Below are 18,035 nucleotides of genomic sequence, written 5' to 3'. Positions count from 1 at the left end.
GCGGGGTGGACGTCAGCGCCGGGAGGGATGAGGTGACCCCCGGAGCCCAGGGCACTGGCTCCGGTGCCGACGGCGGCACCGGCGGTGGGCAACTTCCCGACGGGGTCTCTTATGTCCCGGGCGGGGTGGCCGTGGACCAGGGCGATGCCGCAGCTGGTCCGTTCATGCCGCCGCGCCGTGGCCCCGTGGTGGTCCCGGCCGTCCCGGCGTGCCCACCGCAGACGCCCTGCGACCCCGACCTGATTGTGCGGGTGAGCGATCTGGTCAGCATCCGTGCCGATCACCCCACGCAGGGGATGGAACCCGACGGCTGGGCCGTTGTGGGAGTCCCGGCCAACTTCTTCGCCACCGCTTCCACTCACGTGCGCACGGGTCTGCTGCTCGGCGCACCGGCAGAGGTGAGCTTCACCCCGGTGCAGTACCGCTGGGACTATGGCGACGGAACATCGAGAACCGCGGAATCCGGCGGCGGAAGCTGGGCCGGCCTCGGCCTTCCAGAGTTCTCAGACACCCCGACCAGCCATGTCTTCGAACAGACCGGGACGCTCGTGATCGGATTGACGGTGTCGTACGCTGCAGAATTCCGCTTTGCCGGCGGCGCCTGGCGCCCGGTGGTCGGCCTGGTCGAAGTTCCAAGCGACCCGATCAGTGCGCTTGCCGACCTCGCGGGCACGGTGCTGGTAGCCAAGAATTGTTCCGCGAACCCCCGAGGTCCCGGCTGCTGAACAAAGCCGTCGCATCCAGCCGGGATTCCACTCGAGTCCTTGCCGGGCAAGGTCACGGCTTCATCATTGACTGCTCCCAGTCTGCGCATATCAAACGCTCAGCTTCAAGCGAGAAGCTATCTTCGCTTGGAAGGAGCACATCATGACTGACAGCACTGAGAACTCGGGCAACACCCCCGACCAGCCCGACCAGCCGAACAACGCCACGCCCATCGAGGTGAACTCGACTGGTGAGGCCGTGACCGGGCACCCCACCGTTTCCAACGTCCCCAACGACAACTCGACCCCGCAGGCCACGGCCCCGCTGCCGCCGGCACCTGCTGCTGACGCCACTTCCCACAACACGGCAGCCACCGCGGCGGGCGGAACCCCTGACAACTCCGCTCACAGCGCCGCCGCCGCGAGCGCAGTCGCCCACAGCGCCGCCACGCACCCCGCTGCCGCCCACCAGTCCCACCAGCCGCACCAGGCCCAGCAGACGCAGCCGACCCAGCCCTACGGTCAGCCCGCCGCCTACCCGGCCTACCCCACGGATGCCTTCGGCCGCCCCATTCCCGGCCCCGACGGATCCACCCCGATTTATGCCCCCACGCCCGCTCAGCAGCAGGCCTACGCCAACGGCGCCGGCTACCCCGCGCAGCCCATCAGCGGCGCCAAGCCGCCCAAGGACCCGAACCGTCGCAAGGGCAGCATGGCCCTGGTGGCCGCTCTGGCCATCGGCGCACTGGTCGGCGGCGCATCCGGTGCGGGCGCCTCGGCGTACTTCTACTCCACTCAGACCAACGGCACCCCGGCCAGCCAGGCTCAGGGTCCGAGCACCGTCGTGGTCAACAACACCGACAGCGTCAACGAGATCACCGCGGTGGCCGCGAAGGCCTCGCCCAGCGTGGTCACCATCGAGGTCGCTTCGGGCGAATCCGGCGGAACCGGTTCCGGCGTCATCCTGAGCAAGGACGGCTACGTCCTCACGAACACCCACGTCGTCACCCTCGACGGTGCCGCCGCCGACGCAAAGATCCAGGTCAAGTCCAGCGATGGCAAGCTCTACTCCGCCACGCTGATCGGCACCGATCCGGTGTCGGACCTCGCCGTGATCAAGCTCGACGACGCGAAGGACCTCACGCCGATCACCTGGGCCGACTCCAGCGACCTCAACGTCGGGGACACCGCCATCGCCATCGGCGCACCGCTCGGCCTGTCCGGCACCGTCACCAACGGCATCGTCAGCGCCCTCAACCGCAGCATCACCGTGGCGTCCTCCGCGGCGCCCACGACGCCCGACGAGACCACCCCTGACGGTGGCGACGGCAATTACTTCAACTACGACCTGCCGGGCAACACCCCCGACAACCAGGCCGCCCAGAGCAGCATCTCGCTCTCGGTGATCCAGACGGATGCCGCCATCAACCCGGGCAACTCCGGCGGCGCGCTGCTCAACAGCAAGGGTGAGCTGATCGGCATCAACGTCGCCATCGCGAACGCCGGCGGCAGCTCCTCGTCGAGTGCGGCCGGCAGCATCGGGGTCGGCTTCTCGATCCCGGCCAACCTGGCCAAGCGTGTCTCCACCGAGATCATCGACAGCGGCTCTGCGTCGCACGGTCTGCTCGGCGCCAGCGTCACCAGCGCCACCAGCACCGACAGTGCCACCGTCGGCGCCCTGATCAGCGAGGTCTCCTCCGGGGGAGCCGCCCAGAAGGCCGGGCTGAAGGCCGGTGACGTCGTCACCAACTTCAACGGCGTTCCGATCACCGACGCCACCGACCTGACCGCTCAGGTGCGCACCCTGGCGGCCGGCGACACCGCCGACCTCACCTACGTGCGCGACGGCCAGTCGGTCACCGTGTCCGTCACGGTCGGCGAGCTCACCAGCTAGCCCTCCGCTGCTCCTTCCCGCTGCGCCGCCGGTTCTCAGACCGGCGGCGCATCGCCGTTTAACACCCGTGGAGCGCCCGGCGAGAACCGGGCGAAAAGGCTCGGCTGCTAGGCTCAGGCGATTGTCCGAATGAGTGGAAAGATGGCCAGCCCAGTGCAGGAGAGCGCAGACACAGAGCTGATCGGTGTCTCGTACATCATGCCGGTGCTCAACGAGGCCAGCCATGTGCGGGCAGCGGTGCACAGCCTGCTGGAGCAGGATTACGACGGCCCCTTCGAGGTGACCCTGGCCCTCGGCCCGAGCATCGACGGGACCACCGAGCTGGTGGAGGAGATGGCAGCGGTCGATCCGCGCATCCGAGTCGTGGCCAACGAGGTCGGGTCGACGCCAGCGGGTCTCAACATCGCTATTCGCGCCTCCCGCTACCCCGTCGTGATCCGCGTCGACGCGCACTCGGTGCTGCCCCGCGATTACGCCCGCATCGCCGTGGAGACGTTGCAACGCACGGGCGCCGACAACGTCGGCGGCATCATGGATGCGCAGGGCACAGCCCCCTTCCAGCAGGCCGTTGCACGCGCCTATGGCAGCCGCATCGGCCTGGGCGGTACTCCGCTGCATGTCGGCGGGGCAGAGGGCGAGGCCGAGACGGTGTACCTCGGCTGCTTCCGTCGCGACAGCCTGTTGCGCGTGGGCATGTTCGACGAGGGCATCAAGCGTGGCCAGGACTGGGAACTCAACCGGCGCCTGCGCGACAGCGGCGGCTCGGTGTGGTTCACCCCCCGACTCAAGGTGATCTACCGTCCGCGTCCGAGCCTGTCCCGGCTGGCCCGCCAGATGACCTCCACCGGACTGTGGCGCGGCGAGCTCGCCCGCCGGTACCCCGCCTCCAACGGGCTGCGCTACTTCGCGCCACCGGTCATGGTGCTCGGCGTCACCGCGGGCACACTGCTCGGTCTGGCCGGCCTGGTGCAGGCCCTGCTCGGCGCCCCAAGCTGGCTGCTACTCGGCTTCCTCGCCCCGGTGGCCTACCTGCTCATCGTCCTGGTTGCCGCCGCGACCGCGACGCGGCCCGACGGGTTACGTGTCTCGCTCTGGTTTCTCGTAGTCTTGCCCTGCATTCACTTCTGCTGGGGTGTTGGTTTTCTGCTCGGATATCTCAAGCTCACCACCAACATCTCGGCACACACGGGAAGACATCAATGACGTCAGGTTCGCCCAACACGGCTCGGCCCTCTTCGATCGCCGAGCTTCGTGCCGTCGCGCAACCTCCCGAGGTGCGGATGCGCGCCAACGCTGAGCACTGGACGGCCTCGCTGTACCTGCGCGACCTGTCGCCGTACCTCACCTGGATGCTCCTGAAGACGCGGATCTCGGCGAACGGCGTCACCGGCCTGATGATCCTCGTCGGCTGGTCCACGGCCGCCGCCCTGCTGATCCCCGGAATCTGGGGCGCCCTGCTGGCCCTGATCCTCGGCCAGCTGCAGATGCTCGTCGACTGCTGCGACGGCGAAGTCGCCCGCTGGCGCAAGACCTCCTCCCCAGCCGGTGTCTTCCTCGACAAGGTAGGCCACTACACGACCGAAGCCCTGATTCCCATCGCGCTGGGCATCCGCGCGGCCGCCTACCCGTTCGAGGCCCCAGCCGACTTCCTGTTCACCACCCTCGGCCTCGCCCTGGCGCTGCTGATCGTGCTCAACAAGGCCCTCAACGACATGGTGCACGTGGCCCGGGCCAACGCCGGCCTGCCCAAGCTGGCCGACAACAAGGGGGAGAAGGTTCCGCAGGCCGGCCTGATCGCCACTCTGCGCCGCCTCGCCCGGTTCCTGCCGTTCCACCGCCTGTACCACTCAGTGGAAATGACCATGGTGATCTTCGTCGCCGCAGTGATCGGCCTCATCGCCGGCCAGCCCGCCACCGACCGGTTCTTCCTGGCCGTACTCGTGCCGCTGGCCTTCCTCGCTCTCGTCGGCCACTTCCTGGCGATCATGGCTTCGAAGCGCGTGCGCTCCTGAGCCCGGACAGCCCGATGCCCGCAGCGTCCCCCTCAGCGCCGCCCACCATCGGCGTCGTCGTGCTCACCCAGGGCCGCCGGCCCGACGACCTCGACCGCGGCATCCGTAGCCTGCTCGCCCAGCAGGATGTGCGGCTCGACATCGTCTGCGTCGGCAACGGCTGGGAGCCCACGGGCCTGCCCGACGGCGTCGCAGCGCTCGCGCTGCCAGAGAACCTGGGTATCCCGGCCGGCCGCAACCGCGGGGTCGAGCACGTCACCGGGGACTACCTGTTCTTTCTCGACGACGACGCGAGCCTGCCCGACCCGCGCTTCCTCATCGACGCCGTCGGCATCCTGCGCGCCGACCCGAGCATCGGCCTGCTGCAGCCGCAGGTCGTCGATCCCGCCGGCCTCACCGCGCCGCGCCGCTGGATCCCACGCATTCGCAAGGGCGAAGCCGCGCACTCCAGCGCGGTCTTCTCGGTCTGGGAAGGCGCAGTGCTGCTGCCGCGCCGCGTGTTCGACGCCACCGGGGGGTGGGCGGAACCGTTCTTCTATGCTCACGAGGGCATCGAACTGGCCTGGCGGGTCTGGGACCAGGGCCTGCGCACCTGGTACGCGGGCAACCTCGTGGCCAATCATCCGGTGATCCTGCCCACCCGGCACGCCGACTTCTACAGGCTCAACGCCCGTAACCGGGTCTGGGTCGCCCGGCGCAACCTGCCCGCAGCGCTGATGCCGTTCTATGTGGGCTCCTGGACGGCCATCCAGGTGCTGCGCGGCGCCCGCAACCGGCCCGCCCTTGCCGCCTGGTTCCGGGGCTGGTGGGAAGGCTGGACCACCGCGCCGGGTGAACGACGCCCCCTGCAGGCCCGCACCATCTGGCGGATGACCCGCGCCGGCCGCCCGCCCGTCATCTGAGCGCCTAACGATTGGCTACCGTTGCGTCCCTCGACCGCACCTGCAGGGCATCGCCCCGATCCCGGTAGGTAGGGTGGAACAGTGGTAAGCAGCAAAGACATCCGACTCGCAGCAAAGCTGGTCAAGGATGTGCTCGGCTCTCGCAAGGCCCAGCGCCTACTGACCGAGCGACTTACGGCGCGTGGACCGCTGCCCGCCCACCGCTACAAGATCGCCGTGTACTTCGCGGATGGGCCGGTGAACCTCTACCAGATGCGCCAGTGGTACAAGCCGCTGGCCAAGCTCGCCGAGACCTGGCCCGTTGTGGTGCTCAGTCGCACTGCCGGCGGCACCATCAAGCTCCTCGACGAGAGTCCAGTGCCGGTCGCCTACGTGCGCAAGATCGTCGACCTCGAGCGGTTGATCGCCGAGCAGGACATCCGCATCGTCCTCTACGTCAACCAGAACTCCCGCAACTTCCAGATGATGCGCTACGGGCGCCGCTGGCACGTTTTCATCAACCATGGTGAGAGCGACAAGATGTACATGACGACCAACCAGTTCAAGGCCTACGACTACTCGTTCGTGGCCGGACGGGCGGCCGTGGCCCGGCTGGGCAAGGTGCTCTGGGACTACGACTTCGACAAGCGGGCAATCACGATCGGCCGGCCGCAGGCCGACCACTACTCCGGCCAGTTGCCCTACACCCCCGACGAGCGCACCGTCGTGCTCTACGCCCCCACCTGGGAGGGTGACAGGTCCGCCGCCGCCTACGGCTCCGTCGCCTCCCACGGCGTTTCCCTGGTCACGGCTCTGCTGCAGAGCCCCCGGCACCGGGTGGTCTACCGGCCGCATCCGCGCAGCGGTGTCGTCGACCACGCGTACGGCCAGGCCAACAAGCAGATCAAGGCCGCGATCGCCGCGGCGAACGACCGGGATCCCGGCGCCCAGCACATCATCGACACGGGCGCTGACCTGGGCTGGCAGCTCTCGGCCGCCGATGTGGCGATCGTCGATATCTCTGCGATGGTCTACGACCGGCTCGCATCTGGCCGTCCGCTCATGGTCACCCGCCCGCAGAATCCGCTGGCCGCCATCGACACCAGCGGCTACCTCTCCGATTGCGAGTGGCTCACCGCCGCCGACACCGCCGGTATCGTCGAGACCCTCGACGAGCTCATGAGCGACGACACCGCCGAGGCACGCCTGCGCGGCTGGGTCGAACAGTACTTCGGAGACCCCACGCCCGGTGCGGCCACGGCACGCTTCCACGGCGCGATCGGGCACCTGCTCGAGGAGTGGGACCGGTTCGCGGCGCTGCACGCCGACGACGCCGACGTCGACGGCGTGGCCGATTTCGAGGACGTCAGCGAGATCGAGGAGATCTGACCGACCACGGGGCCGTCCGGCCTCCGGTGGTCCAGCCGTTCGTCGGTCGAGCTTGTCGAGACCCCCAGCGACGTACGTGTGGGTCCCGCCCCGTTCGTCGGTCGAGCTTGTCGAGACCAGGCGAGCCGACCTCGACGGCGCGACCCCCGGTCTATTCGCCTGCCGGTGTGACCGTTTCAGGTTCGACTGCGCCGCTGGCCGGTCGACGCCGCAACGGCCGGGGGAGCGCCCGCAGCGCGCCATGGCCGAGCTGGGTCAGCCTATTGGCGGGTACCACCGCGCCGTCGCGCAGGGTGATGGTTTGGGCTCGTGGGTCGAGCTCGGCCCGGAACTGGGCAGGCGCCTGGCCGAACGCGAGCCGGGACGACCCGACAACACGCTTGCCCAGGATGTGGTTGCCCATACCGCCGATCACGGCGCCGATGCCGAACGGCACGGCCTTGCCGATCAGACTCGCCCCGCCCTTCGCGGCGAACTGCCGGATGAAGGACCGCTTGAGCTTGTCGGTCAGCGGCCCCATGATGGCGCGGGGCAGGCTGGTGGTCACGAGTTCGCCCCAGTACGCGGTGCGGGCGACGCCGCCGCCGGTCACCTGGCCGGCGAGCTGCCGCACGAGATCGGAGCCCTCGTGGCCGAGCATCATGGTCATCACCAGGGCGCGGGCCCGTTCGGGATCGTCGACCGTGATGCCGTGCACCTCGCTCACGGACTGCGAGAACAGAGCCGTCGCCTCGAGGAACCCGGCGGTCTCCACACCGGAGAGGGCGAGGGTGATTCCGGTGCCCACGCCGGGGATCACCGCGGTGGCGCCGACCGCTGCGCCGCCACTGGTGACAGCGGCCAGGTAGCGGCGCTCCAGGATGCGGACGATCTGGTCGGGGGTCGCTTCCGGGTGACGGTGGCGGATGCTGCGGATGTGCGCGAGCACGGCGGGGCGGTGGATCGCCATGACCCGGTCGAACCCGGTGGCCACGCTGGGTGGCAGCTGCCCGCCTCGTGGCATGCCGCCGGTGGGTGAGAGCAACGGTGTGGGCTTCTTCTTAGCCATGATGCAATCCTCCTCGGGTGCGCAAAGCACGAGTTTACGGGCCGAAACTGGGCATCCTCGATGGAATTCCCAGCAGAACAGTGCCCATCGGGCGTGACGAATCGGGGTCGGTTGACGTCTGGAATCAGGCCGGCTTGACGCCGTATTCGGCGTTGTACCGATCCAGGACCTCGTCGATGGGACCGTCGAGCACCAGGGCGCCCTTGTCCAGGTACAACCCCCGGGCGCAGAACCGTCGCAGGTCGCGTTCGTTGTGCGAGACGAAGAAAAGGGTTCGTCCGCCGGCCAGCAGCTCTTCGATGCGCCGGTAGCACTTCTCCCGGAAGGCCTTGTCGCCCACGGCCAGCACCTCGTCGACCAGGATGATCGGCTCCTCGAGTCGGGAGATCACCGCGAACGCGATGCGCACCTTCATGCCGCTGGAGAGGTGCTTGTACGGGGTGTCAACGAAGTCGGCGATCTCCGCGAAGGTGATGATCTCCTCGAAGCGCTCGTCGATCTGCTTGCGCGTCATACCGTGCAGGCCGGCCGTGAGGTACACGTTGTCGCGCACGCTGAGGTCGTCGACGAAGCCGCCGGTGATCTCGATGAGCGGCGCGACGCCTTCAATCACGTCCACGATGCCTTCGTCGGGCAGTACGACGCCGGTGACGAGCTTGAGCAGGGTGGACTTGCCCTGGCCGTTCCGGCCCACCACGCCGATCGCCTCGCCGCGCTGCACCGTGAACGACACGTGCTGCAGGGCCCAGAATTCGCCGGGGCGGCTGCGGCGGCGGCTGCCGGCGAACAAGTCCTTGAAGTTACGGCGACTGCGCCGGTTGCGGCGGAACCGGATGCCCACGTCGTCGAGGGAGATGACCGTCTCGCTCATCAGATCTCCTTCAACACGGCGCGCTCGGTGCGGGTGAAGACCAGGAGGCCGATCGCGAGGAAGGCCACCGACATGGCCGCGCCGACGCCCACGATGAACCAGTCCAACTCGCCAGGGAAGAAAGCGGCCCGGTACAGGCTGAAAATGCCGCTGAGAGGGTTGAACGCCGCCCAGAAGTGCAGCTCTTTCGGCAGGTCGCTGGTGGCGTAGATGATCGGCGATGCGTAGAACAGGAAGCGCAGAATCAGCTTCACTGCGCGCTCGAGGTCGCGGAAGAACACCACCAGGGGTGCCACGATGAGACCGATTCCGGCTGTGAGCACGGCCTGGATGAGGATGGCCAGAGGGAAGAAGACGGCATCCGCATTGATCGATGCGCCGGAGAACACGGCGAAGAGCACGAGCACGGGGATGGCCGCGAGGAACTCGATTCCCTTGGACAACACAAGCCGGTTCACCCAGATCGTGCGGGGGATCCGAGTGGAGCGGATGAGCTTGGCCTCGCGCAGGAAGGCCCGGGTGCAGTCCGAGATGGCTCCGTTGAACCACATCCACGGCAGCAGGGCCGCGAGGAGGAAGACGATGTACGGGTCTTCGCCGACGGACCGCTGGAACACGACCGTGAAGACGAACCAGTAGATTCCCGCCATCACGAGCGGGTCGAGGATCGACCAGAAGTAGCCGAGCACCGAGGTCGAGTAGCGTACCCGGAGGTCGCGCTGGGTCAGCAACCACAACGAATGACGGTAACGCGCAAACGGGGTGCGCTGTTCAGGACGCACCTGAGCGTAACTACTCACGCGCTCTATCGTATGGGAGCCGGTTGGGGTGCCGCGCCACAGGCGACGGCCCCCCACCGATCTGCGAGGGTCAGACGAAGAGGTTCGCGCGCTCGAGGTCCTCGGCGAAGTCGACCTCGACCGCGTAGAAGTCCGAGATGTCGACGGGCTCGACGAGCATGCGGTTCTTCTCGATCGCGAGCTCGATGCCGCGCTCGAAGTAATCCTGGTCTTCGACCTTGCTCAGGTGGTGGATGAGCATCGCCTTGTCGGCGGCCGAGACGTAGTTGATGCCGACGGCCTCGCCGAGACCGTTCTTCACGGTCTTGGAGAGCTCCTTGATGTAGCCCTCGGCGCTGGTCGTGTACTTGACTTCTTCGTCGGACACCTTGGAGGTGTTCACGGTCACGAACGACTGGTCGCGCTTCATCATTGAAGCGGCGCGGTCGAGGATGGCCGGGTCGAACACGACGTCGCCGTTCATCCACAGCACGCCGCCGGTGGCGGAGGCGCGCAGGGCGCGGAGCAGGCTCTTGGACGTGTTGGTCACGTCGTACTGCTCGTTGTAGACGAAGGATGCCTGCGGGAAAGCCTCGATGATGTGCTCGAGCTTGTAGCCGACGACGATCGTGACCTTGGTCTTCTTGCCGAAGGCGTGCGCGATGTTGTCGAACTGCTGCTGCATGATTGTGCGGCCGTCGTTGAGCTCGGTCAGGGGTTTAGGAAGCGAGCGGCCGAGTCGGCTGCCCATTCCTGCTGCAAGTATTACTACCTGGGTGGTCACGAATATCTCCTCAGAAAGATCTGGGTGGCCCCGCTTGCGGCACTGAATTCAGTCGAATTTGCCTGCGGTTCACCCTTAAGTTCACGTATAGACACTTCGTTATGCCACCTTCAGACTAGCTGAACACCCTGTTCCGGGGGAAGGGACCTTCGCATGCGTGTCCGGATCGTGACGATTCGTCCCGTTTCGTCGATCCCGCACGGAGTGGCACCGCAGTGAAAAACTTTGGTGGGAATCCGCCGCCCACGGCGGTGAGCCTCAGCGAGGTCGGATGGTCCTTGGTAGGTTAGCGAGGTGACTCCTGTGCCTCCGAACTCCGAGCCAGACGAGCAGACTCCGGTCTTGCGCGTTCCCGATACGGAGCCGGAACGCGAGGGTATCGCCGTCGAAAGCGGCACCCCAGCGGACCGCCCCCCTCAGACTGCTTCTGCGACGAGCGCCGCGCCGAAAATCGCGCCGAAGACCGCAGCCAAGCCACCCCGTAAGGCCCCCGTCCGTAAGCCGAGCACGCCCGAGTCCGCCACCGCGGGGTCCGGTTCGGCCACATCTGCGTCTGACGAGGCGGCTCCGGCCAAACCCGTGCGCAGTACTACGCGCGCGCCGCGCAAGCCGGCTGCACCGCGAGCCGGCACGGCTGCACGCAGCTCTGCCGCCGCGAAGACGTCCTCGACGGGTGGCGCCCGGCCGCAAACATCGGGCTCCGAGACCTCGGCTCCCGCGTCGACGGATTCTGCGTCGACTGATTCTGCACTGACTGGCTCTGCAACGACTGACTCTGCAACGACGGGCGACTCGGCGACCAACGCGCCGGCCACTGCAGCCGAGCGCGTCACCGTGACCCGCACCCCGGCCGCGCGCACGTCGCCGGTAGCCAAGGCCACCCGGCTGCCGGCAACCACCACGTCCACGGCCGACACTGCTGAGGCTGTTGCGGCTGCGGCCGAAGGCACCGACGACGGCCCGGCGAAGGCGTCCGGAGCCGCGGCAGGGGAGCCCGCCGCCACGAAGCCCAAGACCACCCCGGCTCGCACCACCTCCGCCCGCACGGCGGCGTCGAAGGCTGCCGCAGCCAAGGCCGCGGCAGCGAAGACCGAGTCGGCGACCAAGGCCGGGGCCGCCCGCACCGCGGCCACCAAGGCCGCCGCTGCGAAGTCGGCTGCGGCGCGCGCCGCTGCCACCTCCGCTCGCACGGCCGCCGCGGCTGCCGCGCGTGCCGCCGCTGTTGCGGCTGCCGGGACGGACGATTCCGACCCCGCCGGATCCGGTGAGTCGTCGACCGCAACCGGCAAGGCGTCGACGGCCGCCGTACCGGCCAGCGAGGCCCCTGCCGCTGCCGTTCCTGCCGCTGACTCAGCCGCAGCCGCAGCCACGGCCCCGGAATCCACATCGTCCGCTGTGAGTGAGCCGGCTACCGTGCCCGCCGTTGGCGGGACCGACGACCCGCCCGGCGCCGAGCTGTCCCAGGAAGACCCGCCCTCCGTCGTGCTGTCGGACCTGACGGACTCTGCGTCCGACGACGACGCCACCCGCATCCTCAGTGTCACCCCCGACCCGGCCGACGAGGAGAGCGTCGAGGTCGTGCGAGCGCCCGTCGCCGACGCCGCTTCGGCACCCGCCGCGCGCCGCCCGTTCTGGCGGCTGCCGCGATTGGGCGGCAGGGATGCCGCCGTGACCCCCGCCGAAGCCCCTGCTGCCGCTGCCGCTTCCGCTGCCGTCACTGCTGCCGATGATGCCAACGCAGAGTCGGACGCCGCCGGAATCGCCACCGATACGTCGTCGCCTGTCGATCTCGCACCGGCGACCGGTGCCACCCCCGTGAGCCTGGTCGACGCAGCCACGACGCCCGCGGAGAAGCCCGCAACGACTACTCCGCGCGTCGCGCCCGTGCTGCGCAAGCCCCTGCCGCCGCGCACCGGTGCCACGATCGTCAGCGACTCCGCTCCCGTGGAGATCGCGGTGAGCGGCCTCAACAAGCGCTTCGGCCAGAACGTCGCCGTGGCGGGAGTAGACCTTGAGGTGCGGTCGGGCTCGTTCTACGGCATCGTCGGCCCCAACGGAGCGGGCAAGACCACGACACTGTCCATGATCACCGGGCTGCTCCGGCCCGACTCGGGCTCCATCCATGTGCACGGCATCGACGTGTGGGCCGACCCCGTCGCCGCCAAACGCACTATCGGTGTGCTGCCCGACCGGTTGCGCCTCTTCGACCGCCTCACCGGCGCCCAGCTGCTCTACTACTCCGGCGTGCTCCGGGGACTCGAGAGCGAGACGGTGCGCACCCGCTCCGCCGACCTGGCCGCCGCCTTCGGTCTCGAGGGCGCTCTCAACCGTCTGGTGGCCGATTACTCGGCCGGCATGACCAAGAAGATCGCCCTGGCCTGTGCCATGATCCACTCGCCGCGCGTGCTGGTGCTCGACGAACCATTCGAGTCGGTCGACCCGGTTTCAGCGGTCAACGTCACCGAGATCCTGCAGCGCTACGTCGCCGCCGGGGGCACGGTCATTCTCTCCAGCCACGGCATGGATCTCATCCAGCGGGTCTGCGACCACGTGGCCATCATTGTGCAGGGCTCGGTCCTCGCTTCGGGAACGATCGACGAGGTACGTGGCAACGTGTCGCTCGAAGAACGTTTCGTCGACCTGGCCGGCGGACGAAAGGTTGCGGAGGGCCTGGAGTGGTTGCACAATTTCTCGGACTGAAACTGAGGCTCCTCGCCAATCTCTTCCGGCGTAGCCCGTGGCAGGTCGTGGGGGTCGTGCTTGGCCTGATCTACGGGCTGCTCGTGGCGGCGGCCCTCGTGGCAATGCTCGTCGCGTTCCGATTTGTCGACGATGTGGGCACCATCCGTGACGGGCTCATCGTGGTGGGCTCGATAGTTGTGCTGGGCTTCATCCTCGTGCCGTTGGTCTTCGGCGTCGATGACAGCATGGACCCGCGCAAGTTCTCCACCTTGGGCATCCCGACCAAGGACCTGTCCCTGGGGCTGGCCATCTCATCGCTGGTCGGCGTACCGGCGACCACTCTGACTCTGGTGCTTCTGGGCACCATCGTCACCTGGTCGCGTGGCGTGGGGGAGACCCTGTTCGCCATCATCGCGGCGGCACTGCTGTTGGGCACCTGCATGCTTGCGTCCCGGGTGAGCACCTCCATCGCCGCCTTCCTGCTCTCCACCCGCCGGTCGCGGGAGTTCACCGGCATCGTCGGCATCCTGCTGATCGTCATGATCACGCCCGTCGTGGTGCTGCTGGTCAACGTGGACTGGAGCAAGTACGGCCTCGACCTGCTCGGCGGGTTCGCGGCCATCCTGGGCTGGACGCCGCTGGGCGCCGCGTGGGCCGTGCCAGGCGACGCAGCCGCCGGGGACTGGGGTACGTCATTCCTCCGCCTCCTGATCGCCGCAGGCACCCTGTACGTGATCTGGCTGGCCTGGCAGGGTCTGGTGGCCCGGATGCTCGTGAGCCCCGGCCGGGAGGCTCAGGCGAGGGCCTACGGCGGCCTGGGCTGGTTCGACCGTATGCCGCACAACCCGGTCGGGGCGATCGCCGCCCGCAGCATCACCTACTGGGGACGCGACCCGCGCTATTGGGTGTCGCTGATCATGATTCCGATCGTGCCGGTGTTGGTGATCCTGCCGCTCGCGTTTGCGGGGATGCCCATCGAGTACCTGGCCCTGGTGCCTGTGCCGCTCATGTGCGTCTTCCTCGGCTGGACGTTGCACAACGACGTCGCCTACGACCACACCGCGATCTGGCTGCACGTGGTCTCCGGACCCCGCGGGTTCGCCGACCGGGTCGGCCGCTTGGTGCCCGCCTTCTTCGTCGGCATCCCATTGATCGGGCTCGGCTCGGCCATCAGTGTCAGCGTCTACGGCGACTGGGCGGTCCTGCCCGGTGTGCTCGGCGTGAGCACGTGCATCCTTCTGGCGGGCCTGGGCTTCTCCAGCTTCACCTCGGCCCGGTTCCCGTACCCGGCCACGAAGCCCGGCGACAGCCCCTTCGCGCAGCCCCAGTCCTCCGACACCGCAGCGGCGGTCATCCAGTCGCTCACCTTCGTCGGATCGATCATCGTCGCGTTGCCGGCCATCGTCTGTGCGGTGCTGGGAATCTTCGTCGACCCGCTCTGGAACCTGCCCGCGCTGTACTGGGGCCTCGGTATCGGCTTCGTGATGCTCGTCGGCGGCGTCTGGCTCGGCTCACGGACCTTCGAACGTCGTGGGCCGGAGATGCTCTCCTCCGCTTTGCGCGCGTAGCTGCATACACTTGATTCCATGACACACGACATTCGAGCGAGCATCGCAGAGCCCGGCCGGGGCCCCGGAACCGGTGGCGGAACGTCCACCCTCGACCGTGAACTCGAGGAACTGCTGGGCCAGGAGCAGATCGAACCGGGTGACCACGAACGTTTCTCCCACTACGTTCCCAAGGACAAGATCCTCGAGTCCGCCATGACGGGGAAGCCGGTCAAGGCGCTGTGCGGCAAGAAGTGGCTGCCGGGGCGCGATCCGGAGAAATTCCCGGTGTGCCCCACCTGCAAGTCCATCTACGAGAAGATGAAGCAGGACTGACCCGCCGCGCGGGTCGTTTGGTGCTCAGCCGAAGACCGTCGGGATCACCGCGTCACCGCGGCCCAGCCTGAAGGCGTCCACGGGCAGTTCCCGCATGGCCGCGGCGTTCTGTTCGCGGGCCAGCCGGGTGCCGGATGCGCCCAGGTACCGTTCGTCCACCACCCCGGCCTGCATGAGCGGCACCAGTAGCGACCGCTCCGTGGCACTGCCGGGCCGGGCGGCGGCATCCGTCGCCGCATCGGCCGAGGGAGCATCGTCGTCCACCAGCACCACTTCTTCCTGGGCGATGCCCGCCGCGTCCAGGCGGCGCAGGGCGTTCTTGCGGCCGCCGACCGAGGCCTTCGACGCTGACGTCTTGGCCACCGACACCCACTCGTCGTCGGCGTTCTTGTGCGCCACGAGCTTGTAGACCATGCCGGCGGCCGGGGCCCCGGAACCGGTGACGAGCGAGGTGCCCACTCCGAACGCATCCACCGGTGAGGCCGACAGCGCGGCGATGGAAAACTCGTCGAGGTCGCTGGTGACGGTGATGCCGGTGTTCACGGCGCCCAGCGAGTCCAGTTGGGCGCGGGCAGCCGCCGCGACAGTCGGCAGGTCGCCGGAGTCGATGCGGATCGACCCGAGGCCCGTGCCGGCCACCTGCACCGCCAGCTCGATGCCGCGCTCGATGTTGTAGGTGTCCACGAGCAGTGTGGTGGAGGCGCCGAACGCGTCGACCTGGGCGCGGAAGGCGTCCTCCTCGCTGTCGTGCAGCAGGGTGAAGGAGTGCGCGGCGGTGCCCATGGTGGGGATGCCCCAGCTGCGGCCGGCCTCGAGGTTGCTGGTGGCCGCGAACCCCGCGATGTACGCGGCTCGGGCGGCAGCCACGGCCGAGTATTCGCCGGTGCGACGGGACCCCATCTCGGCCAGCGGCCGGCCCAGGCTGACCGACACCATGCGGGCGGCGGCGCTGGCCACGGCACTGTCGTAGTTGAGCACGCTGAGGATCAGGGTCTCCAACACGACGCACTCGGCGAAGGTGCCCTCGACCTGGATCAGCGGGGAGCCGGGGAAGTAGGCGTCACCCTCCCGGTAGCCCCAGATGTTGCCGCTGAACGAGTAGTCCGCCAACCAGTCGAGGGTGGGCGGGCGCACCACGTTGTTGTCGCGCAGCCAGTCGAGCTCGGCGTCGCCGAAGCGGAAGTCGCGGACCAGGTCGAGCAGCCGGCCGGTGCCGGCGACGATGCCGTAGCGCCGGCCCGCGGGCAGCCGCCGGGCGAAGGCCTCGAACAGGCACTCCCGGTTCGCGGTTCCGCTCTGGATGGCGGCATCCACCATGGTGAGCTCGTAGCGGTCGGTTCGTAGCGCAGAAGACTCGGTCACGCGGGCAAGCCTAGCCGCCCGGCCTGCCCGGCCGCCGGTCTGCCCGCCTGCCCGCCCGCCTGCCCGCCCGCCCGGCCGCCGGTCTGCCCTCCCGCCCGGCCTGGGCGCCCGCGCGCCGCTCCACTCCATCCGCCTTGGTGGTTTGCCGGAAAGTGCCCCGTCTCGGCCTTCAGAAGGGCATCTTCCGGCAAGTCGGCGAAGGAAATCTCACTGACTTGCCGGAAAGTGCCCCTTCGTCGCCTCCGAAAGGGCGTTATGCGGCAAGTCGCGGCGGCCGCAGCCGGGGGATGCAACGAACGGAACGGCCCCTTCACACGATCTGAAGGGGCCGTTACGGCGAGTCTGGCCGCCCGGAACGGGCGACCCTCGGGCTACCGGAGGCGGCTTAGAGCGCGCCGAAGGCGACGATGCAGTTCTGGCCGCCGAAGCCGAACGCGTTCACCAGCGCGTGCTTGATGGGCTGGATCCGCGCGGTGAGCGGCGTGTAGTCCAGTCCGCACTCCGGGTCGGGTGTGCGCAGGTTGATGGTGGGCGGCACGATGCCGTTCTTGATCGACAGCGCGCCGATCAGCGCGGACAGCGCCCCCGCCGCACCGATCATGTGCCCCGTCATCGACTTGGGCGCCGTGATCGAGATCTTGTCGGCGAAGTGCCGCAACGAGTGACGGATGGCCAGAGTTTCGGCCTTGTCGTTCGCCTGGGTCGACGTGCCGTGGGCCACGATCATGTCGATGTCGGCCGGGTTGAGCTTGCTCCGGTCGAGGGCCCGGGTGATCGCCTGGCTGGCGTACTGGCCGGACGGGTCGGGGGCCACGATGCTGAAGCCGTCGCTGGTGAGGGCGCCGCCGAGCACTTCGGCGTAGATGCGGGCGCCGCGGGCCGTGGCGTGCGAGAGCAGCTCCATGACGAACACCACGGCGCCCTCGCCGAAGACGAGGCCGTTGCGGTTGGCGTCGAACGGGCGGCTGGCTTCGGTGGGCTCCTCATTGTGGGTGGAGGCCGCGTGCATGGCATTGAGGCCGGCGAACATCACCGGGGTGATGGCCGCTTCGACGCCGCCGGCGATGACGACGTCGGCGTCGCCCATGACGAGCATGGTGCGGGCCTCGAGCAGAGCGTAGGCGCCACTGGCGCAGGCCAGGGCACTCGCGTTCACCGGGCCGTGCACGCCCAGGTCGATGGCGATCTCACAGGCCGCCATATTCATCAGGGACGACGGCACGAAGCGGGGAGAGATGCGTCGGGGGCTGCCGGCGTTGACGTGCTCGGTCGCATCCTGGATCTCGGCGTAGCCGGAGACCGCACTGTTGACGATGACGGCCGTGTGGATGCCCTCCATCGACGGACCGAAGCCGGCGTCGGCGACGGCCTCGCGGGCCGCGGCGATGGCCATCTGCGAGGCGCGGGAGGCGCGCTTGGCCTGCTTGACCGACATGCGGGTGACGGGGTCGAACCCCTTGACCTCGCCGGCGATCTGAGTGGGCAGGTCCGTCGCGTCGAACTGCGTGATGCGAGCCACTCCGCTGCGGCCGTTGGTGAGGCCGTCCCAGGTCTCGGTCCACGAATTACCGAGCGGTGTGAGGGCCCCGAGTCCGGTGATTACGACGCGATCAGTCATGACGATCATCTCCTCAGACGGCACGAGGGACGTCTTACGGTGCGGCTCTGCCTGGTTGGCCTGGCCCATATGCCGAGTGTAGTTACGGGTATATGCAGCCCCACGTACGTTGGAGCGTTCTGGGCATA

General features: G+C 68.4%; 15 protein-coding genes. 9 read left to right on the top strand and 6 right to left on the bottom strand.

Annotation, left to right across the window (positions count from 1 at the left end; genetic code table 11):
* Window positions 1-32: 32 nt before the first annotated feature.
* From DOE79_RS06085 to DOE79_RS06060, 6 genes are all read left to right on the top strand, one after another.
* The gene (locus tag DOE79_RS06085; RefSeq protein WP_162942619.1) at window positions 33-725 is read left to right on the top strand and encodes a PKD domain-containing protein; all 693 of its coding nucleotides are present in this window, start codon (window positions 33-35) and stop codon (window positions 723-725) included.
* Window positions 726-867: 142 nt separating this feature from the next.
* The gene (locus tag DOE79_RS06080) at window positions 868-2,598 is read left to right on the top strand and encodes a S1C family serine protease (RefSeq protein ID WP_120337717.1); all 1,731 of its coding nucleotides are present in this window, start codon (window positions 868-870) and stop codon (window positions 2,596-2,598) included.
* Between the two features lie 141 nt (window positions 2,599-2,739).
* A complete protein-coding gene (locus DOE79_RS06075) occupies window positions 2,740-3,801 on the top strand; it encodes a glycosyltransferase family 2 protein (RefSeq protein WP_245977153.1) in 1,062 nt (353 codons plus the stop codon).
* The gene (locus tag DOE79_RS06070; protein WP_120337716.1) at window positions 3,798-4,610 is read left to right on the top strand and encodes a CDP-alcohol phosphatidyltransferase family protein; all 813 of its coding nucleotides are present in this window, start codon (window positions 3,798-3,800) and stop codon (window positions 4,608-4,610) included. The genes DOE79_RS06075 and DOE79_RS06070 overlap by 4 nt, the downstream gene beginning before the upstream one ends.
* A gap of 14 nt (window positions 4,611-4,624) precedes the next feature.
* Window positions 4,625-5,512 carry a glycosyltransferase family 2 protein gene (locus DOE79_RS06065; protein WP_120337715.1) on the top strand — a complete coding sequence of 296 codons (888 nt, stop codon included), beginning with the start codon at window positions 4,625-4,627 and terminating at the stop codon, window positions 5,510-5,512.
* Between the two features lie 81 nt (window positions 5,513-5,593).
* Window positions 5,594-6,880 (top strand): CDP-glycerol glycerophosphotransferase family protein, encoded by a 1,287-nt coding sequence (locus DOE79_RS06060; RefSeq protein ID WP_120337714.1) that lies wholly within the window; start codon window positions 5,594-5,596, stop codon window positions 6,878-6,880.
* 151 nt (window positions 6,881-7,031) lie between these two features.
* On the opposite strand, the gene DOE79_RS06055 is transcribed toward DOE79_RS06060, so the two are convergent.
* The 4 genes from DOE79_RS06055 to DOE79_RS06040 form a co-directional block, all read right to left on the bottom strand.
* On the bottom strand, window positions 7,032-7,928 hold the full coding sequence (locus tag DOE79_RS06055) for a hypothetical protein (protein WP_425455690.1): 897 nt from the start codon (window positions 7,926-7,928) through the stop codon (window positions 7,032-7,034).
* Window positions 7,929-8,052: 124 nt separating this feature from the next.
* The gene (locus tag DOE79_RS06050; RefSeq protein ID WP_120337713.1) at window positions 8,053-8,799 is read right to left on the bottom strand and encodes an ABC transporter ATP-binding protein; all 747 of its coding nucleotides are present in this window, start codon (window positions 8,797-8,799) and stop codon (window positions 8,053-8,055) included.
* The gene (locus DOE79_RS06045) at window positions 8,799-9,599 is read right to left on the bottom strand and encodes an ABC transporter permease (RefSeq protein ID WP_245977151.1); all 801 of its coding nucleotides are present in this window, start codon (window positions 9,597-9,599) and stop codon (window positions 8,799-8,801) included. Before DOE79_RS06045 ends, DOE79_RS06050 begins: the two co-directional genes overlap by 1 nt.
* Window positions 9,600-9,669: 70 nt before the next feature.
* The gene (locus tag DOE79_RS06040; RefSeq protein WP_120337711.1) at window positions 9,670-10,362 is read right to left on the bottom strand and encodes a phosphocholine cytidylyltransferase family protein; all 693 of its coding nucleotides are present in this window, start codon (window positions 10,360-10,362) and stop codon (window positions 9,670-9,672) included.
* Window positions 10,363-11,196: 834 nt separating this feature from the next.
* Between DOE79_RS06040 and DOE79_RS21120 the strand changes: the two genes are divergently transcribed.
* Genes DOE79_RS21120 through DOE79_RS06025 form a run of 3 tightly spaced genes read left to right on the top strand, consistent with a single transcriptional unit; the run spans window position 11,197 to window position 14,927 of the window.
* A complete protein-coding gene (locus DOE79_RS21120) occupies window positions 11,197-13,062 on the top strand; it encodes an ABC transporter ATP-binding protein (RefSeq protein WP_425455689.1) in 1,866 nt (621 codons plus the stop codon).
* The gene (locus tag DOE79_RS06030) at window positions 13,038-14,612 is read left to right on the top strand and encodes a hypothetical protein (RefSeq protein WP_245977149.1); all 1,575 of its coding nucleotides are present in this window, start codon (window positions 13,038-13,040) and stop codon (window positions 14,610-14,612) included. The genes DOE79_RS21120 and DOE79_RS06030 overlap by 25 nt, the downstream gene beginning before the upstream one ends.
* A gap of 18 nt (window positions 14,613-14,630) precedes the next feature.
* The gene (locus DOE79_RS06025; RefSeq protein WP_120337710.1) at window positions 14,631-14,927 is read left to right on the top strand and encodes a DUF3039 domain-containing protein; all 297 of its coding nucleotides are present in this window, start codon (window positions 14,631-14,633) and stop codon (window positions 14,925-14,927) included.
* Window positions 14,928-14,951: 24 nt separating this feature from the next.
* Here the strand turns inward: DOE79_RS06025 and DOE79_RS06020 are convergent, their stop codons facing one another.
* Together DOE79_RS06020 and DOE79_RS06015 are read right to left on the bottom strand one after the other, a co-directional pair.
* Entirely contained in the window at window positions 14,952-16,289 is a 1,338-nt protein-coding gene (locus tag DOE79_RS06020; protein ID WP_181445863.1) for a nicotinate phosphoribosyltransferase, read from the bottom strand.
* 385 nt (window positions 16,290-16,674) lie between these two features.
* A complete protein-coding gene (locus tag DOE79_RS06015) occupies window positions 16,675-17,907 on the bottom strand; it encodes a beta-ketoacyl-[acyl-carrier-protein] synthase family protein (protein ID WP_120340190.1) in 1,233 nt (410 codons plus the stop codon).
* Between the last annotated feature and the right edge of the window lie 128 nt (window positions 17,908-18,035).

The sequence above is a fragment of the Cryobacterium soli genome, from assembly GCF_003611035.1.
In the GTDB taxonomy this organism is placed as follows: Bacteria; Actinomycetota; Actinomycetes; order Actinomycetales; family Microbacteriaceae; genus Cryobacterium; species Cryobacterium soli.
The sequence above is the reverse complement of the archived record's forward strand: the minus strand, read 5'-3'. Positions and strand labels throughout refer to the sequence as shown.